This window comes from Bifidobacterium sp. (genome assembly GCF_050874245.1).
Classification (GTDB): Bacteria; Actinomycetota; Actinomycetes; order Actinomycetales; family Bifidobacteriaceae; genus Bifidobacterium.
In genome coordinates this window covers 31,997-48,274 of sequence record NZ_JBNMKH010000007.1, presented here as the reverse complement: position 1 = coordinate 48,274, position 16,278 = coordinate 31,997, and the positions used below count along the sequence as shown (strand labels likewise).

Sequence of the window (16,278 nt, the reverse complement as noted above, 5' to 3'; positions counted from 1 at the left end):
TGTTCACCCCTGATGCTTAGATAAAGAAGTTGCCTGATTTTAGGGCTCGCAAATTGTAATTCAAAAAGCGAGCGTGGCACAGGGAATCACTCCGGTGATGAACTGAATGGCCGCGCACTGATGTGGTATGGCCACGGGACTCCACGGTCCCGGGGGTCTTTCTGCGCCGGTGCCCTTGGAAGCAGGCTGGTAAACAGTAACTAACGAATCGCTAGAAAGGGCGGAAGGCAATGGCGGGACAGAAAATCCGCATCAGGCTTAAGTCCTATGACCATGAGGTCATCGACCAATCGGCGAAGAAGATCGTCGAAACGGTGACGAACGCGGGTGCAACTGTGGTTGGCCCGGTTCCGCTCCCGACCGAGAAGAACGTGTTCGTCGTTATCCGTTCTCCTCACAAGTACAAGGATTCTCGCGAGCATTTCGAGATGCGTACTCATAAGCGTCTCATCGACATTGTGGACCCGACCCCGAAGGCCGTGGACTCCCTCATGCACATTGATCTGCCCGCAGACGTGAACATCGAGATCAAGCTGTAAGGGAGGAGGGAACCATTATGTCTAATCGCACTGCACTGCTGGGTAAGAAGCTCGGCATGTCTCAGGTCTGGGACGAGAACGGTTTCTTCGTTCCTGTGACCCTCGTTGACGTGTCCACCAACGTGGTGACCGCCGTCAAGTCCGAGGAATCCGACGGCTACAAGGCTGTTCAGCTTGGCTACGGCCAGGTTGACCCGACCAAGGTGACCAAGCCGCTTGCCGGCCACTTCGCCAAGGCTGGCGTCACCCCGCGTCGTCACCTCGCTGAGGTCCGCACCGATAACGCCGAAGAGTTCGAGCCGGGTCAGGAGCTGACCGCTGAGCTGTTCCCGGAGGGCACCCTGGTCGACGTGACCGGTACCACCAAGGGCAAGGGCTTCGCAGGCACCATCAAGCGTTGGGGCTTCAAGTCCTATCGTCGTACCCACGGCTCTCACAAGAACGAGCGTCGTCCTGGCTCTGTCGGCGCATGCGCCACTCCGAGCCGCATCCTCAAGGGCAAGCGTATGGCCGGCCGCATGGGTCATGTGACCAACACCGCGCTGAACCTCACCATCGTTTCGTCGGATGTTGAGAACGGCGTGCTGGCTATCAAGGGCGCCATTCCGGGCCCGAAGGGCAGCATCGTTCTCGTCCGTTCGGCAGTGAAGGGAGCCTGATAAATCATGGCAAACGTTACTCTGAACGTCACCGATAACCAGGGCAAGGCCACCGGCACCGTCGATGCTCCGGCTGAGATCTTCGGCTTCTCCGCCGAGGAAGTCCAGTCCCGCATCCCGCTGATTCACCAGGTCGTCATCGCCCAGCTCGCCGCTGCTCGCCAGGGCACCCACGCCACCAAGACCCGTGGCATGGTTTCCGGCGGTGGCCGCAAGCCGTGGAAGCAGAAGGGCACTGGTCGTGCTCGTCAGGGCTCCATCCGTGCACCGCAGTGGTACCACGGCGGCACCGTGTTCGGTCCGCAGCCGCGCGACTACTCCCAGCGCACCCCGAAGAAGATGAAGGCCGCTGCTCTCAAGTACGTGCTTTCCGATCGCGCCAATGCCGGTCATGTGGCCGTTGTGGACTTCGGTGTGTCCGAAGCCCCGTCCACCAAGACCGCAATCGCCGCGCTTACCCCGGTGACCGAGAATAAGTTCACCACCGTGGTGCTCTCTCGCGAGAATGTGAACGAATGGCTTTCCGTTCGTAACATCCCGACCGTTCACCCGATCTTCGCCGATCAGCTCAACACGTACGACGTGGTCACCGCTCAGTACGTGGTCTTCTCCAAGGAAGGCTTCGACGCCTTCGTTGCCGCGAAGACCGAGCCGGCTGCAAAGGAGGCCTGATTTTCATGGTCGCTATTCACAAGCCCGCACACGACATCATCCTCAAGCCTGTCGTTTCTGAGAAGAGCTACGCTCTGTCCGATCGCGGTCAGTACACCTTCGTGGTGGCCCCGAACGCGAACAAGGTTCAGATCAAGCAGGCAATCGAAGAGATCTTCAATGTCAAGGTGACGAACGTCAACACCCTCAACCGCGCCGGCAAGCGTCAGCGCACCCGCAACGGTTTCGGCCAGCGCGTCAATCAGAAGCGCGCCATCGTGACCGTCGCCGAGGGCCAGACGATCGACATCTTCGGTAACTGAAGGCTAGCCGAGAAAAGTTAAAGGAAGAACTAGATTATGGCTATCCGCGTTTATAAGCCGACGACTGCAGGCCGCCGTAACGCGTCCGTCTCGGACTTCTCCGAGATCACGCGCTCCACGCCTGAGAAGTCGCTGGTTCGCAAGCTCAGCAAGACTGGCGGTCGTAACTCCTACGGCCGTATGACCTCCCGCCATCGCGGCGGCGGTCACAAGCGCCAGTACCGTCTCATCGACTTCAAGCGTTGGGACAAGGACGGCGTGCCGGCAAAGGTCGCTCACATCGAGTACGACCCGAACCGTTCCGCCCGCATCGCGCTGCTGCACTACGCAGACGGCGAGAAGCGCTACATCATCGCTCCGGAAGGCATCAAGCAGGGCGACGTCATCGAGACCGGCGCCCAGGCCGATATCAAGCCGGGCAACAACCTGCCGCTGCGCAACATCCCGACCGGTACCGTGGTGCACGCGATTGAGCTCCGCCCGCTGGGTGGCGCCAAGATCGCCCGCTCCGCCGGTGCCGCCGTGCAGCTCGTCGCCAAGGATGGCGCTTACGCCCAGCTGCGTATGCCGTCCGGCGAAATCCGCAACGTGGACGCTCGCTGCCGCGCGACCGTTGGTGAGGTCGGCAACTCCGATCACGCCAACATCCAGCTCGGCAAGGCAGGCCGCGCTCGTTGGATGGGCAAGCGCCCGATCACCCGTGGTGAGTCCATGAACCCTGTCGATCACCCGCACGGCGGTCGTACCCGCGGTGGCAAGCCGCCGGTTTCTCCGTGGGGCAAGGGCGAGGTTCGTACCCGCCGTCCGAAGAAGGCTTCGAACAAGATGATTGTTCGTCGTCGCCCGAATGGTAAGAACCGTAAGTAAGGGAGTGTCGAGTAGATGACTCGTAGCATCAAGAAGGGCCCCTTCGTCGACGCCCACCTGCAGAAGAAAGTCGACGAGCAGAACGAGAAGGGCACGCACAACGTCATCAAGACGTGGTCCCGCCGTTCGATGATCACCCCTGATTTCATCGGACACACCTTCGCCGTTCACGATGGCCGCAAGCATGTTCCGGTGTTCGTCACCGAATCCATGGTTGGCCACAAGCTCGGTGAGTTCGCCCCGACCAAGACCTTCAAGGGTCATGTGAAGGACGACAAGAAGGCACGCCGCTAAAGGAGAGTAAGGACACATGGAAGCTAAAGCAATCGCTCGTCACGTCCGCGTGACGCCGCGCAAGGCTCGCCGTATGGTCGACCTCATCCGAGGCAAGAAGGCGACCGAAGCCATCACCATTCTGAAGTTCGCTCCGCAGGACGCATCCCTTCCGGTGCGCAAGGTCCTGGAGAGCGCCATCGCGAACGCCCGCGTGAAGGCCGACAAGGCCGGCGAGCCGTTCCGCGAGAACGACCTGGTCGTGAAGGAGACCTATGTGGACGAAGGCGTGACGCTGAAGCGTTTCCGCGCTCGTGCACAGGGCCGTGCCGCTCGTATCAACAAGCGCACCAGCCACATCACGGTCGTTGTCGCTAACAAGGAAGGAAACCGCTAAAGATGGGTCAGAAGATCAATCCGTTTGGCTACCGCCTGGGAATCACTGAGAACCATCGTTCCAAGTGGTTCTCCGATTCCAACAAGGTCGGCGAACGCTACCGCGACTTCGTCCTCGAAGATGACGCCATCCGCAAGGCCATGAGCAAGGATCTCGAGCGTGCGGGCGTGTCCCGCATCGTCATCGAGCGTACCCGCGACCGCGTGCGTGTGGACATCCACACCGCTCGTCCGGGCATCGTCATCGGCCGCCGTGGAGCCGAGGCTGAGCGCGTCCGCGCGAAGCTCGAGAAGCTCACCGGCAAGCAGGTCCAGCTCAACATCTTCGAAGTGAAGAATGCCGCACTGGACGCCCAGCTCGTCGCCCAGGGCATCGCTGAGCAGCTGACCAACCGCGTGACCTTCCGTCGCGCGATGCGCAAGGCCCAGCAGGATGCCATGCGCGCAGGCGCCAAGGGCATCCGTATCAAGCTCTCCGGTCGTCTTGGCGGCGCCGAGATGAGCCGTTCCGAGTTCTATCGCGAGGGTCGCGTTCCGCTGCAGACCCTGCGCGCCCTCATTGATTACGGCTTCTTCGAGGCCAAGACCACTTACGGCCGCATCGGCGTGAAGGTCTGGATCTACAAGGGCGATATGACCGAGCGTGAGTTCGAAGAGCAGCAGGCACAGCAGAGCAACAACCGCCAGGGCCGTCGCGGCGATCGTCGTCCGCGTCGTGGCCAGCGCAACGCTGCTCCGCAGCAGAACGCTGCAGCGGAGGCTCCGGCCGCCGCCGAGGCACCTGCCGCAACGGAAACGAAGGAGTGAGCTGAGAAATGCTTATCCCAAAGAGAACCAAGTATCGTAAGCAGCACCGTCCGGTCCGCCGTGGCATGTCCAAGGGCGGCAACGAGATCGCTTTCGGCGATTTCGGTATCCAGGCTCTGGCTCCGGCTTATGTGACCAACCGTCAGATTGAGGCCGCTCGTATCGCCATGACCCGCTACATCAAGCGTGGTGGCCGCGTGTGGATCACGATCTTCCCGGATCGTCCGCTGACCAAGAAGCCGCTCGGCACCCGAATGGGTTCCGGTAAGGGTACTCCGGAATTCTGGATCGCCAACGTCCACCCTGGTCGCGTCATGTTCGAGATCGGTGGCGTGTCCGAGGATGTCGCTCGTGAGGCTCTGCGCCGCGCAATCGACAAACTCCCCATGAAGTGCCGTGTTATTGCTCGTGAAGGCGGTGACATCTGATGGCAGTCGGAACTGCAGACTACACCATGAAGAATCTCAACGAGAAGACCAACGAGGAGATCGAGGGCTTCCTCAAGAAGTCCAAGGAAGAGCTGTTCAACCTGCGCTTCCAGTCCGCGACCGGTCAGCTCGAAAACACCGCCCGCCTCAAGGCGGTCAAGCACGACATCGCCAGGATGTACACCGTCCTGCGCGAGCGTGAGCTCGGCATCAGCCAGGCCCCCGAGGCGACCGAAACGAAAGCTGAGGAGAAGTAATGGCTGAAGAGCGTAACTTCCGCAAGGTTCGTCGCGGTTACGTCGTGTCCGATAAGATGGACAAGACGATTTCCGTCGAGCTCGAGCAGCGTTCGACCCACCCGCTTTACGGCAAGGTTGTGCGCTCCACTCGTACGGTCAAGGTCCATGATGAACACAACGAGGCGCACGTTGGCGACCTCGTGAGTATTATGGAGACTCGGCCCCTGAGCAAGACCAAGCGTTGGCGTCTCGATACCATCATCGAGCGCGCTAAGTAAATAAGTTCGGCAAGGCTCCGTGAGTCACCCCGCCTGCTTCCAGCAGGCAGGCGGGGTGCTTGGGGAGAACCAGCTCGGCTAAGGAGAATCAATGATTCAGCAGGAAACGCGGCTTCATGTCGCCGACAACACGGGTGCGAAGGAACTCCTCGCCATCCGAGTGCTCGGCGGATCGAAGCGACGCTATGCCGGCATCGGTGACGTGATCGTCGCCTCCGTCAAGGACGCCATCCCTGGCGGGTCGGTCAAGAAGGGCGACGTCGTCAAGGCTGTCGTCGTCCGCACTGTCAAGGAGCACCGTCGTGTTGACGGCTCCTACATCAAGTTCGACGAGAACGCCGCCGTCATTCTCGGCTCCGGCCGTGACCCGAAGGGCACTCGTATTTTCGGACCGGTCGGTCGTGAACTGCGTGACAAGCGCTTCATGAAGATCGTGTCCCTCGCCCCGGAGGTGATCTGACATGGCAGCCAAGATCAAGAGCGGCGACCTGGTCAAGGTCATCCGCGGCAAGGACCGCGGCAAGGAAGGCACCGTCAAGAAGGTGCTCAAGGACGATCGTCTGATCGTCGAGGGCGTGCAGATCGTCAAGAAGCACGTCCGCGCCACGCAGCAGGGCCAGCAGGCCGGCATCGTGGCTGTTGAGGCTCCGATCCATCGCTCCAACGTGATGGTCATCGATCCGGAGACTAAGCAGCCGACCCGCGTGCGCATCGTCGAAAAGGAAGAGGCCCGTGACGGCAAGGTGAAGACCGTGCGCGTGCGTGTCGCCAAGAAGTCCGGAAAGGAGCTGGCATGACCGATACCACTGTCGAAGCGCCGGCAACTCCGCGCTTGAAGCAGAAGTACAACGAGCAGATCGTGCCGGAGCTGGAGAAGGAATTCCACTACTCCAACCCGATGCAGGTCGCTCGCGTTCAGAAGGTCGTCGTTTCCATGGGCGTCGGTGCCGCTGCTCGCGACTCCAAGCTCATCGAAGGCGCGGTCAAGGACCTCACCCTGATCACCGGCCAGAAGCCGAAGATCACCAAGGCCAAGAAGTCCGTCGCACAGTTCCATCTGCGTGAAGGCCAGGCCATCGGCGCATACGTCACCCTGCGCGGCGATCGTATGTGGGAGTTCCTGGACCGTCTGCTGACCATGGCTCTGCCGCGTATCCGCGATTTCCGCGGCATCAACGGCAAGCAGTTCGATGGTCAGGGCAACTACAACTTTGGCCTCACTGAGCAGTCCATGTTCCACGAGATCGATCCGGATTCGATCGATCACCAGCGCGGTATGGACATCACTGTGGTGACCAGCACCAAGGACGACAAGGAAGCAAGCGTGCTGCTGAAGCACCTCGGCTTCCCCTTCAAGGAGAACTGATATGGCAAAAACCGCTCTTAAGAACAAGGCGGCCGCTAAGCCGAAGTTCAAGGTGCGCGCTTACACGCGTTGCCAGGTCTGCGGTCGTCCCCACTCCGTCTACCGCAAGTTCGGCCTCTGCCGCATCTGCCTTCGTGAGAAGGCCCACCGCGGCGAGCTGCCCGGCGTTACGAAGTCCAGTTGGTAAATATCGACGCTGAAGGTCCGCGGCCCGATCGCCAATAAGGCGTGAGGGCGGCGGAAACCATGGCGAGAAAGGGCGTTAGCCCAAATGACAATGACAGATCCGATCGCAGACATGCTTACGCGTCTGCGTAATGCGAGCGCGGCAAAGCACGAGACCGTGGATATGCCGTACTCCAAGTTCAAGGCGAACATCGCCGAGATTCTGAAGCGTGAAGGCTACATCAAGGACTTCACCGCCAAGGAAGCCAAGGTCGGCCAGACTCTTGAGGTCACCCTCAAGTACGGCCCGAACGGCGAGCGTTCCATCCAGGGCATCAAGCGCATCTCCAAGCCGGGCCTGCGTCGCTACGCAAAGTCCGATGCTCTGCCGATGCCGCTCGGTGGTCTTGGCATCGCAATCATCTCGACTAGCTCGGGACTGCTGACCCAGAAGGAATGCCTCGATCGAGGCATCGGCGGCGAGATCGTCGCTTTCGTTTGGTGAGAAAGGAGAGCTGAAACATGGCATCGCATATTGGTAAGCTCCCCGTCACCATTCCGGCTGGCGTGGAAGTCAAGATCGACGGTCAGTCCTTCACCGCAAAGGGTGTCAAGGGCACTGATTCCTATGAGATTCCTGAGGGCATCACCGCTGTGGTCGAGGGCAATGAAGTCGTCCTCACCCCGGCCGATGACCTGCGTCCGACCAGGGCCAAGCACGGCCTGGCCCGTTCCATCGTGGCAGGCATGGTCAAGGGCGTGCACGAAGGCTACGCCAAGACTCTGGAGATCGTCGGTACCGGTTACCGCGCCCAGATGAAGGGCAAGGGCATCGAGTTCTCCCTCGGCTATTCCCACACCATCACCGTCGAGCCTCCGGCAGGCATCGAATTCGAGCTGCCGAACCCGAACCAGGTGATCGTCAAGGGCATCGACAAGCAGGCTGTTGGCCAGTGCGCCGCCAACATCCGCAAGCTTCGCGCTCCGGAACCCTATAAGGGCAAGGGCATCAAGTACGCGGATGAGCACATTCTGCGCAAGGCTGGAAAGGCTGGTAAGTAATGAGCGTCCAGATTCTCGGTAAGGGCAAGAAGGTCGCGCTTAAGCGCCGCCACGCTCGTCTGCGCAAGCACATCAGCGGCACCCCGGAGCTTCCGCGTCTGGTGGTCACCCGCTCCAACCGTCACATGGTTGCCCAGATTATCGACGACACCAAGGGCGTCACCCTGGTGAGCGAATCCACTCTGACCAGCGATTTCGCTGGTTTCGAGGGCACCAAGACCGAAGCCGCAAAGAAGGTCGGCGAACTGATTGCCAAGAAGGCTCAGGACGCAGGCATCACCGCGGTCGTGTTCGATCGTGGCGGCAACAAGTATCATGGCCGCGTCGCAGCTGTCGCTGAAGGCGCCCGCGAGGGAGGTCTGGCACTGTGAGCGACAACGAAAAGGAAACCCAAGTGGCTGAAGAAACTCAGAACACTCAGGCTGCCGCTGAGTCCAACAACGAGGACCGCAAGTCCCGTCGTGGCCAGCGCGGTGAGGGTCGCCGTGGCGAGCGTCGCAACCGTCGTGAGGATTCTCACGAGAACGAGATGCTCGACCGCGTGGTGACCATCAACCGTGTGTCCAAGACCCATAAGGGTGGCCGTACGTTCAGCTTCGCCGCCCTCGTGGTGGTCGGCGACGGCAAGGGCACTGTTGGTGTCGGCTACGGCAAGTCCCGTGAGGTCCCGGCCGCAATCGCCAAGGGCCAGCTGGATGCCAAGAAGCACATGTTCACCGTGCCGCGCATCAAGGGTACCGTCACCCATCCGGTGATTGGTCATGACGCCGCTGGCACCGTGCTGCTGCGTCCGGCCGCTCCGGGCACCGGCGTTATCGCCGGCGGTGCGGTCCGCGCCGTCATGGAATGCGCTGGCATCACCGACGTCCTGACCAAGTCGATGGGCTCCGCCACCGCCGTCAACGTGGTGCGCGCTACCGTCGACGCTCTCAAGAAGCTCGAAGAGCCGGAGGAGATCGCCGCACGTCGTGGCATGTCCCTTGAAGAGGTGGCTCCGGACGCGCTGCTGCGTGCTCGTGCTGAAGGCATCGCCGAGGCCCGCAAGGCTCGTGAAGAGGCTCAGGCCAAGGCTGCTCAGAAGGACGGTGAGTGATGACTAACCTGAACATCAAGCTGCACCACGGTCTGGTGAATTCCACTCCGAAGCAGCGCGCTGCGGCTCAGACTCTGGGCCTGAATAAGATCGGCAAGACCGTGACTCGTGAGGACACCCCGGCCCTTCGTGGCCAGCTGCAGGTCCTCCGTCACCTGATCACCGTTGAGGAGGCTGACTGATTATGGCAGACATTCTGCAGATGCATGACCTGAAGCCGGCTCCGGGCGCCAAGAAGGACCGCATTCGCGTCGGTCGTGGTGAAGGCTCCAAGGGTAAGACCTCGGGCCGTGGCGACAAGGGCACCAAGAAGCGTTACCAGGTCCGCCCGGGCTTCGAAGGTGGCCAGCTGCCGCTGTACATGCGCCTTCCGAAGCTGCGTGGCTTCAAGAGCCCGTTCAAGAAGGAATACCAGGTCGTCAACGTGGCCTCCCTCGCGGAACTGTTCCCGCAGGGTGGAGAGATCACCGTGGCCGATTTGGTCGCCAAGGGCGCCGTCCGCGGTGGCTACCCGGTCAAGGTCCTGGGCGACGGCGAGGTTTCGGCCGCCTACACCATCAAGGGTGTCAAGGCTTCCGCTTCCGCCAAGTCCAAGATCGAAGCTGCTGGTGGTTCCGTTTCCGAGGACTGATTCCAGGAAACGTAGCTGACTAAAGCTCGAAAACAAATGAGGCTTCCCCGCTTATGCGAGGGAGCCTCATTCGTTTTCTTAATAGAGAATCCACGCGGAGGAAAACCGCGTGAAGAATGCAAAATCGGACAAATACTGGAGAAATAGGGCGTATCGGTAGACGCCATACGCTAAACTCGGCTTTTAGAGTCTGTTTTTGCACGTGTGCGCAGGTGCGCACGACGATGGAAGGAATCCCAGGTGAGGACGTTAATCCAGGTCTTGAAGACCAAGGAGTTGAGGAACAAGATCCTCTTCACTCTTGGCATCATCATCATTTATCGTATCGGTTCGTTCATTCCGACCCCTGGCGTCGACTATACCGTCGTCCAGCAGTGCGTCGGCAAGATGAACAACACCTCCGAGAACTTCATTGGCTTGGTGAACCTCTTCTCCGGTGACGCAATGCTGCAGCTGTCGATCTTCGCGCTGGGCGTCATGCCGTACATCACCGCGTCCATCGTCATCCAGCTGCTCCGTGTGGTCATCCCGCGTTTTGAGATGCTGCACAAGGAAGGACAGTCGGGCGAGGCCAAGCTGACCCAGTACACCCGTTATCTGACCATCGGCCTTGCCGTGCTGCAGTCCACCACCATTCTGGTGACCGCACGTTCCGGCGCGCTGTTCAACTACCAGTGCTCCCAGGTCGTCCCTGACGGCTCCGTCTGGAACCTTATCGTCATGGTGCTGATCATGACCGGCGGCACCGGCCTTATCATGTGGATGGCCGAATTGATCACCGATAAGGGACTTGGCCAGGGTATGTCCATCCTTATCTTCATGTCCATCTGCTCCGGCTTCCTCCCGCAGTTGTGGGAGATCGGTTGGGGCACCAACGGCACCGACGGCAATTGGGGCAAGTTCGCCGCGGTCGTCGGCGTGCTTCTGGTCATCATGATCCTCGTCATCTACGTCGAGCTGTCCCAGCGTCGTATCCCGGTGCAGTACACCCGCCGTATGATCGGCCGCAAGATGTATGGCGGCTCCTCCACCTACCTGCCGCTGAAGATCAACATGAGCGGCGTCATCCCGCCTATCTTCGCATCCTCCATTCTGGCTGTGCCGACTCTGATCGCGCAGTTCGGCAATTCCGACCAGTCCTGGGTCAAGTGGATCAACAGCAATCTGGCCAACACCACATCCGTGTGGTACATCGTCCTGTACGCGTTGATGATCGTGTTCTTCTGCTTCTTCTACACCGAGATCACCTTCAACCCAGATGAGACCGCCGACAACATGAAGCAGTACGGTGGATTCATTCCGGGCATTCGTGCCGGTAGTGCCACCAGCAACTACTTGAGCTATGTGATGAACCGTCTGAACACGGTCGGTGCGGTCTACCTGTTGTTCGTGGCCCTCATCCCGACGGTGCTCATCATGGCTCTGAACCTGAACACCAAGCTGCCGTTCGGTGGCACCACCATCCTGATCATCGCAGGCGTCGGCCTCGACACCCTGCGTCAGGCCAAGGCCCAGACCGAACAGTTCCAGTACGCCGGTTTCCTGTTCGAGGACACCGACCACAAGGAAGGCAAGTAACCACTTGATCGTGATACCGTCCCGGCAATGGGGCGGTATCACGATTTTTTGTAACCAACCGATTATCCGAATGTCCTTCACGGACCAAGCGAAACGGAGAGAAACAACATGCGACTGCTGATCATGGGACCGCAAGGCGTTGGCAAGGGTACTCAGGCCGCCCTGCTGAGCAAGCATTACGGGATTCCTGCCATCTCCACGGGAGACATCTTCCGTTACAACATCAAGAACAAGACCGAGCTGGGCGTTGAGGCGCTCAAGTACATCGACAAGGGCGAACTCGTTCCGGACGAGCTCACCAACAAGATCGTCAAGGACCGTCTGGCCATGGACGATGCCAAGAACGGCTGGATCCTTGATGGATATCCGCGCAATGCCTCCCAGGTGGAAGCTCTGGACGCCATTCTGGACGAGCTGGGAACCCCGCTCGACGCAGTGGTCGCCCTTGATGCGGACCATGACGTGCTTATGGAGCGCATGAAGAAGCGTGCTGAGATCGAAGGCCGCTCCGACGATACTCCGGAGGCCATCGCCAAGCGTCTTGACGTGTACGCCAAGGAAACTGCGCCGCTGCTGGACATCTATCGTCAGCGCGGACTGCTCAAGACCTTCGACGGTGTCGGCGCTGTGGACGAGATCCAGGCCACCATCGTGGCCGAGCTTGGCTGAAAGCAAAAACAAGCAGAATAACATATTTTCAACGAAAGCGGGAATCGCGACACGCCGAACGTGTCCTGGTTCCCGCTTTCGTGTACTCTTACAAGTTGGCGTGTCTTCGGGCACGCGTAGTAATCGCCAAAGAACGGAACGAGGCTCATGGCTAAAGACGGTGTGATTGAAGTCGAAGGACAGGTGGTGGAGGCACTGCCGAACGCGATGTTTCGTGTCGAACTCGAGAACAAGCATATCGTGCTCGCAACCATCTCGGGCAAGATGAGGAAGAACTACATCCGCATTCTGCCGCAGGATCGTGTTGTGTTGGAAATGAGCCCATACGATCTGAACCGCGGCCGTATTACGTACCGTTACAAGTAAGGTACACAAGCAAAGGAAAACCATGAAGGTCAGCCCTAGTGTGAAGAGGATCTGCGAGAACTGCCGCGTGATCCGTCGTCACGGCCGCGTCATGGTGATCTGCGTCAACCCGCGCCACAAGCAGCGTCAGGGCTGAGAGCAGATCCAGCGGCACAAATAAAGTACAGGCGCTGAGTCACAGCTCGTGAGAACGAGATGAACCCCGGGTACGCAGGCCCGGGCCGGGAAACCGGACGACTCGGTGCAAGACCTGCGGAAAACAGAAGGAATCGCAATGGCACGTCTTGCCGGAGTCGACATCCCCAATGAGAAGCGCATCGAGATCGCCCTCACCTACATCTTTGGTGTGGGTCGCACTCGCGCTAAGGAAACGCTTGCCGCGACCGGTATCAACCCGGATACTCGCGTCAAGGATCTGACGGATGAGCAGCTGATCACGCTGCGTGATTACCTCGAAGGCAATTACAAGATCGAGGGCGATCTGCGTCGTGAAATCGATGCGGACATCCGTCGTAAGATTCAGATCAACTGCTATCAAGGCCAGCGTCACCGTAAGGGACTTCCTGTGCGCGGTCAGCGCACCAAGACCAATGCTCGTACCCGCAAGGGCCCGAAGCGCACGGTCGCCGGAAAGAAGAAGGCCACCAAGTAATCGGTGGTTGGCAGTCCGGGCCACGGGACGTGAGTTCCATCGTCTGGACATCAAAGCAAATTCGTTATTAGGAAACGAGGGTCAATGGCAGCTCAAAAGCAAGCCGCGCGCAAGCCGCGTCGCCGCGACCGCAAGTCGGTCCCGGTTGGGCAGGCGCACATCAAGTCCACTTTCAACAACACCATTATTTCGATCACCGACCCGTCCGGCGCTGTCGTGTCCTGGGCGTCCGGTGGCGATGTCGGTTTCAAGGGCTCCCGTAAGTCCACGCCGTACGCCGCTGGCATGGCCGCTGAATCCGCAGCCCGCAAGGCTATGGAGCACGGTCTCAAGAAGGTCGACGTGTTCGTGAAGGGCCCGGGTTCCGGTCGTGAGACCGCTATCCGTTCCCTGCAGTCCGCCGGACTCGAAGTCGGTTCCATCACCGACGTCACCCCGCAGGCACACAACGGCGTTCGTCCTCCGAAGCGCCGTCGCGTCTGAGCACTAGAAGAAATCATCAATCCAACGCCGCTTATGGCCGGTGAGTGCACCACCGGCCTGAAGCTGAAAGGATAACCACAGTGCTTATCGCACAGCGTCCGACACTTACCGAGGAATCTCTCAACCCTCAGCGTTCCCGCTTCACCATCGAGCCTCTTGAGCCTGGTTTCGGCTATACGCTTGGCAACTCGCTGCGCCGCACCCTCCTGAGCTCCATTCCGGGAGCGGCTGTGACTTCGGTGCGTATCTCCGGCGTCCCGCATGAGTTCACCACTCTGCCGGGTGTTGAAGAGGACGTTACCGAGATCCTGCTGAACATCAAGGGCATCGTGCTCACCAGCGAATACGATGAGCCGGTTGTCATGTATCTGCGCAAGAGCGGCAAGGGCGAGGCCACCGCGGGTGATATCACCCCGCCGGCCGGCGTCACCATCGCCAATCCGGACATGCATATCGCAACCCTCGCGGAGGATGGCGAGCTCGAGATCGAGTTCACCGTCGAACGTGGCCGCGGTTATGTGCCCGCCCAGATGAACAAGCAGGATAATGCCGAGATCGGCCGTATTCCGGTCGACTCGATTTACTCCCCGGTGCTCAAGGTGAGCTATCGTGTGGAAGCCACGCGCGTCGAACAGCGCACTGACTTCGACAAGCTCATCCTGGACGTGGAGACCAAGCCGGCAATCTCCCCGCGCGATGCGGTCGCATCCGCAGGATCCACCTTGGTGGAGCTCTTCGGTCTGTGCCGTGAGCTCAACACCCAGGCGGAAGGCGTCGAGGTTGGCCCTGCTCCGGTAGCAGAGGAAACCAACCCGGAGATGAACATTCCGATCGAGGATCTGAACCTCACCCAGCGCAGCTACAACTGCCTGAAGCGCGAAGGCATCCACACGATCGGTGAGCTGGTCGCCCACACCGAGCAGGATCTGCTCGACATCCGCAATTTCGGTATGAAGTCCATCGACGAAGTCAAGGAGAAGCTCCAGTCTCTGGGTCTCGCCCTCAAGGCTTCCCCGTTGGGCAACTTCGATACCAACAACCTCGAAGGTGGCACCTTCTTCTCGCCGGAAGACGAGTGATTCGCCACTTTTGACCTAACCGCTTCGTTGGATTCGGATGTTCGGGCGATTGCCCACCTGAATCCGACGGGGCTTTCAAGGAGAAACAATGCCTACACCAAAGAAGGGTCCGCGTCTGGCCTCCAGCCCGGCTCATGAGCGTCTTATGCTCGCGAACATGGCCACCAGCCTGTTCCAGAACGGCCGTATCACCACCACCCTGCCGAAGGCCAAGCGTCTTCGTCCGCTGGCCGAGCGTCTGATCACGCTCGCCAAGCGTGGTGATCTGCACAACCGTCGTCGCGTGATGCGCGTCATCCGCAACAAGTCCGTCGTGCACAAGCTGTTCACCGAGATCGCCGAGCAGATGGAGCAGCGCGAAGGCGGCTACACCCGCATCGTCAAGATCGCTCCGCGTCGCGGCGATGCCGCTCCGGCAGCCATCATCGAGCTCGTCACCGAGCCGGTGAGCCCGAAGCAGGCCGTGGTGAAGGAAGCCGAAGCCGCGACCAAGGTCGCCGCTGCAGAAGCTCCGGCCGCTGAAGCGCCGGCTGCTGAGGCTCCGGAAGCCGCCGCCGAGGAGACCACTGCCGAAAAGGCCGAGTGAGTCACTATTCTGGCTGATTGAAGGCCGGGGATCGAAAGGTCCCTGGCCTTTTTGTATGCGCTTTTCGTATACGTACCGCTATGACAGCCGTTTGCTATGCTCGATGCCGTGAGATTACGCATCGACTTGGCATACGACGGCACCCATTTCTATGGATGGGCGAAACAACCCGAAATACGCACCGTGCAGGGGGAGATCGAACGAACGCTGCACACCGTGCTCCGCGTGCCGGAGAATGATACTGACGAGCCGCTGCGTCTGACCGTGGCCGGTCGGACCGACACGGGCGTGCACGCATCGCATCAGGTATGCCATCTCGACGTCGACGAGGACGTGCTGGCGCGCTGCGTCGGGCATATGGATGTGCCGCCCATCACCGCGCTGACCCGACGGCTGCGTCGCATGCTGCCGGACGACATCTCGATACATGCCATTTCCGAAGCCCCCGACGGATTCGACGCGCGTTTCTCTGCGCTGGAACGCACGTATGTGTATCGCATCGCCGACAGCAACAACGAAGTTGACCCTCGTACCAGGAACTTCGTCCTGCACGTCGACAACGAGCTCAACATCGAAGCCATGAACGAGGCCGCGGCGGTGACAATCGGCCTGCACGATTTCGGCTCGTTCGCAACCCCCAATCCGGGAGGCACCACCATACGCGAGGTGAAGACCGCGTATTGGCGCCGCATTCCCCAGCGTCCTCTGATCGATGACGGCATGACGATGGGGGAGCGCTACCGCACGCCGGCGGCGGAATCGGAACTTGTCTGCTTCACGATCGTCGCGGACGCCTTTGCGCGCAATATGGTCAGGTCGCTCGTCAACGGCTGCGTGCAGGTCGGCATCGGCAAGCGTTCGCTCGATTGGTTCGCGGGAAAGATGGCCACACCATTGCGGGAAGGTTCCACAGGCCCGATCGCGCCGCAGGGGCTGACTCTGGAACATATCGAATATCCGGCCGACGACCAGCTCGCCGTGCGGGCGGAGGCGATTCGCGCCAAACGCACGCTGTGATTGGTACGTGTGACGGGATATGCGGCGGGATATGTCACGATGGGGTTACGGCGAACGAACAAATCCATAAC

At 60.1% G+C, this 16,278-nt stretch carries 30 protein-coding genes; all 30 read left to right on the top strand.

Translation table 11 applies throughout. The annotated features are described in order from the left end of the window. Nucleotides 1–230: 230 nt before the first annotated feature. The 30 genes from rpsJ (at nt 231) to truA (ending at nt 16,207) form a co-directional block, all read left to right on the top strand. A complete protein-coding gene (gene rpsJ / locus ACR0P8_RS01765; RefSeq protein WP_003808013.1) occupies nt 231–539 on the top strand; it encodes a 30S ribosomal protein S10 in 309 nt (102 codons plus the stop codon). 17 nt (nt 540–556) lie between these two features. After that, nucleotides 557–1,198, top strand: coding sequence for a 50S ribosomal protein L3 (gene rplC, locus ACR0P8_RS01760; RefSeq protein WP_003808016.1), 642 nt, complete (start codon nt 557–559; stop codon nt 1,196–1,198). Between the two features lie 6 nt (nt 1,199–1,204). Further along, complete coding sequence (rplD, locus tag ACR0P8_RS01755) at nt 1,205–1,870, top strand: 50S ribosomal protein L4 (RefSeq protein WP_432623081.1); 666 nt, start codon at nt 1,205–1,207, stop codon at nt 1,868–1,870. 5 nt (nt 1,871–1,875) lie between these two features. After that, nucleotides 1,876–2,172, top strand: coding sequence for a 50S ribosomal protein L23 (gene rplW / locus ACR0P8_RS01750; RefSeq protein WP_003808021.1), 297 nt, complete (start codon nt 1,876–1,878; stop codon nt 2,170–2,172). Between the two features lie 36 nt (nt 2,173–2,208). Then, entirely contained in the window at nt 2,209–3,039 is an 831-nt protein-coding gene (rplB, locus tag ACR0P8_RS01745; RefSeq protein WP_204441770.1) for a 50S ribosomal protein L2, read from the top strand. A gap of 15 nt (nt 3,040–3,054) precedes the next feature. After that, nucleotides 3,055–3,333 carry a 30S ribosomal protein S19 gene (rpsS, locus tag ACR0P8_RS01740; RefSeq protein ID WP_003808025.1) on the top strand — a complete coding sequence of 93 codons (279 nt, stop codon included), beginning with the start codon at nt 3,055–3,057 and terminating at the stop codon, nt 3,331–3,333. A gap of 16 nt (nt 3,334–3,349) precedes the next feature. Then, nucleotides 3,350–3,709 (top strand): 50S ribosomal protein L22, encoded by a 360-nt coding sequence (rplV, locus tag ACR0P8_RS01735; protein WP_003808026.1) that lies wholly within the window; start codon nt 3,350–3,352, stop codon nt 3,707–3,709. A 2-nt stretch (nt 3,710–3,711) separates the two neighbouring features. Beyond that, nucleotides 3,712–4,515, top strand: coding sequence for a 30S ribosomal protein S3 (gene rpsC, locus ACR0P8_RS01730; protein WP_026646506.1), 804 nt, complete (start codon nt 3,712–3,714; stop codon nt 4,513–4,515). A gap of 8 nt (nt 4,516–4,523) precedes the next feature. After that, the gene (gene rplP / locus ACR0P8_RS01725) at nt 4,524–4,943 is read left to right on the top strand and encodes a 50S ribosomal protein L16 (RefSeq protein WP_003835996.1); all 420 of its coding nucleotides are present in this window, start codon (nt 4,524–4,526) and stop codon (nt 4,941–4,943) included. Further along, nucleotides 4,943–5,200, top strand: a complete 258-nt coding sequence (gene rpmC / locus ACR0P8_RS01720) for a 50S ribosomal protein L29 (RefSeq protein WP_003835994.1) — start codon at nt 4,943–4,945, stop codon at nt 5,198–5,200. Before rplP ends, rpmC begins: the two co-directional genes overlap by 1 nt. Then, nucleotides 5,200–5,460, top strand: a complete 261-nt coding sequence (gene rpsQ / locus ACR0P8_RS01715) for a 30S ribosomal protein S17 (protein ID WP_026646505.1) — start codon at nt 5,200–5,202, stop codon at nt 5,458–5,460. The genes rpmC and rpsQ overlap by 1 nt, the downstream gene beginning before the upstream one ends. A gap of 91 nt (nt 5,461–5,551) precedes the next feature. After that, nucleotides 5,552–5,920 (top strand): 50S ribosomal protein L14, encoded by a 369-nt coding sequence (gene rplN / locus ACR0P8_RS01710; protein ID WP_026646504.1) that lies wholly within the window; start codon nt 5,552–5,554, stop codon nt 5,918–5,920. A 1-nt stretch (nt 5,921) separates the two neighbouring features. Further along, entirely contained in the window at nt 5,922–6,257 is a 336-nt protein-coding gene (gene rplX / locus ACR0P8_RS01705) for a 50S ribosomal protein L24 (RefSeq protein ID WP_026646503.1), read from the top strand. Further along, nucleotides 6,254–6,826: a 50S ribosomal protein L5 gene (gene rplE, locus ACR0P8_RS01700; RefSeq protein ID WP_026646502.1), complete on the top strand. Its 573-nt coding sequence runs from the start codon at nt 6,254–6,256 to the stop codon at nt 6,824–6,826. The genes rplX and rplE overlap by 4 nt, the downstream gene beginning before the upstream one ends. Nucleotide 6,827: 1 nt before the next feature. Beyond that, a complete protein-coding gene (locus ACR0P8_RS01695; protein ID WP_003808046.1) occupies nt 6,828–7,013 on the top strand; it encodes a type Z 30S ribosomal protein S14 in 186 nt (61 codons plus the stop codon). An 84-nt stretch (nt 7,014–7,097) separates the two neighbouring features. Beyond that, nucleotides 7,098–7,496, top strand: coding sequence for a 30S ribosomal protein S8 (rpsH, locus tag ACR0P8_RS01690; protein WP_003808048.1), 399 nt, complete (start codon nt 7,098–7,100; stop codon nt 7,494–7,496). A gap of 17 nt (nt 7,497–7,513) precedes the next feature. Further along, nucleotides 7,514–8,053: a 50S ribosomal protein L6 gene (gene rplF / locus ACR0P8_RS01685; RefSeq protein WP_026646501.1), complete on the top strand. Its 540-nt coding sequence runs from the start codon at nt 7,514–7,516 to the stop codon at nt 8,051–8,053. Continuing rightward, a complete protein-coding gene (gene rplR, locus ACR0P8_RS01680) occupies nt 8,053–8,424 on the top strand; it encodes a 50S ribosomal protein L18 (RefSeq protein ID WP_003808051.1) in 372 nt (123 codons plus the stop codon). Before rplF ends, rplR begins: the two co-directional genes overlap by 1 nt. Beyond that, the gene (gene rpsE, locus ACR0P8_RS01675; RefSeq protein ID WP_432623072.1) at nt 8,421–9,146 is read left to right on the top strand and encodes a 30S ribosomal protein S5; all 726 of its coding nucleotides are present in this window, start codon (nt 8,421–8,423) and stop codon (nt 9,144–9,146) included. Before rplR ends, rpsE begins: the two co-directional genes overlap by 4 nt. Beyond that, on the top strand, nt 9,143–9,328 hold the full coding sequence (gene rpmD / locus ACR0P8_RS01670) for a 50S ribosomal protein L30 (protein ID WP_011742827.1): 186 nt from the start codon (nt 9,143–9,145) through the stop codon (nt 9,326–9,328). The genes rpsE and rpmD overlap by 4 nt, the downstream gene beginning before the upstream one ends. Nucleotides 9,329–9,330: 2 nt before the next feature. Beyond that, on the top strand, nt 9,331–9,777 hold the full coding sequence (gene rplO / locus ACR0P8_RS01665) for a 50S ribosomal protein L15 (RefSeq protein WP_432623069.1): 447 nt from the start codon (nt 9,331–9,333) through the stop codon (nt 9,775–9,777). A 240-nt stretch (nt 9,778–10,017) separates the two neighbouring features. Continuing rightward, nucleotides 10,018–11,355 carry a preprotein translocase subunit SecY gene (gene secY / locus ACR0P8_RS01660; protein ID WP_432623067.1) on the top strand — a complete coding sequence of 446 codons (1,338 nt, stop codon included), beginning with the start codon at nt 10,018–10,020 and terminating at the stop codon, nt 11,353–11,355. Nucleotides 11,356–11,463: 108 nt separating this feature from the next. Next, the gene (locus ACR0P8_RS01655; RefSeq protein ID WP_432623065.1) at nt 11,464–12,024 is read left to right on the top strand and encodes an adenylate kinase; all 561 of its coding nucleotides are present in this window, start codon (nt 11,464–11,466) and stop codon (nt 12,022–12,024) included. A gap of 147 nt (nt 12,025–12,171) precedes the next feature. Next, nucleotides 12,172–12,390 (top strand): translation initiation factor IF-1, encoded by a 219-nt coding sequence (gene infA / locus ACR0P8_RS01650; protein ID WP_003808114.1) that lies wholly within the window; start codon nt 12,172–12,174, stop codon nt 12,388–12,390. A 22-nt stretch (nt 12,391–12,412) separates the two neighbouring features. Then, a complete protein-coding gene (gene rpmJ, locus ACR0P8_RS01645; RefSeq protein WP_003808136.1) occupies nt 12,413–12,526 on the top strand; it encodes a 50S ribosomal protein L36 in 114 nt (37 codons plus the stop codon). Between the two features lie 138 nt (nt 12,527–12,664). Continuing rightward, entirely contained in the window at nt 12,665–13,042 is a 378-nt protein-coding gene (gene rpsM / locus ACR0P8_RS01640; RefSeq protein ID WP_026641530.1) for a 30S ribosomal protein S13, read from the top strand. A gap of 84 nt (nt 13,043–13,126) precedes the next feature. Continuing rightward, on the top strand, nt 13,127–13,525 hold the full coding sequence (gene rpsK / locus ACR0P8_RS01635; RefSeq protein ID WP_003808141.1) for a 30S ribosomal protein S11: 399 nt from the start codon (nt 13,127–13,129) through the stop codon (nt 13,523–13,525). 80 nt (nt 13,526–13,605) lie between these two features. Beyond that, on the top strand, nt 13,606–14,604 hold the full coding sequence (locus ACR0P8_RS01630) for a DNA-directed RNA polymerase subunit alpha (RefSeq protein WP_003808143.1): 999 nt from the start codon (nt 13,606–13,608) through the stop codon (nt 14,602–14,604). An 88-nt stretch (nt 14,605–14,692) separates the two neighbouring features. After that, on the top strand, nt 14,693–15,190 hold the full coding sequence (gene rplQ, locus ACR0P8_RS01625; RefSeq protein WP_432623054.1) for a 50S ribosomal protein L17: 498 nt from the start codon (nt 14,693–14,695) through the stop codon (nt 15,188–15,190). 96 nt (nt 15,191–15,286) lie between these two features. Continuing rightward, nucleotides 15,287–16,207 (top strand): tRNA pseudouridine(38-40) synthase TruA, encoded by a 921-nt coding sequence (truA, locus tag ACR0P8_RS01620; protein ID WP_432623052.1) that lies wholly within the window; start codon nt 15,287–15,289, stop codon nt 16,205–16,207. The last annotated feature ends 71 nt before the right edge of the window (nt 16,208–16,278 follow it).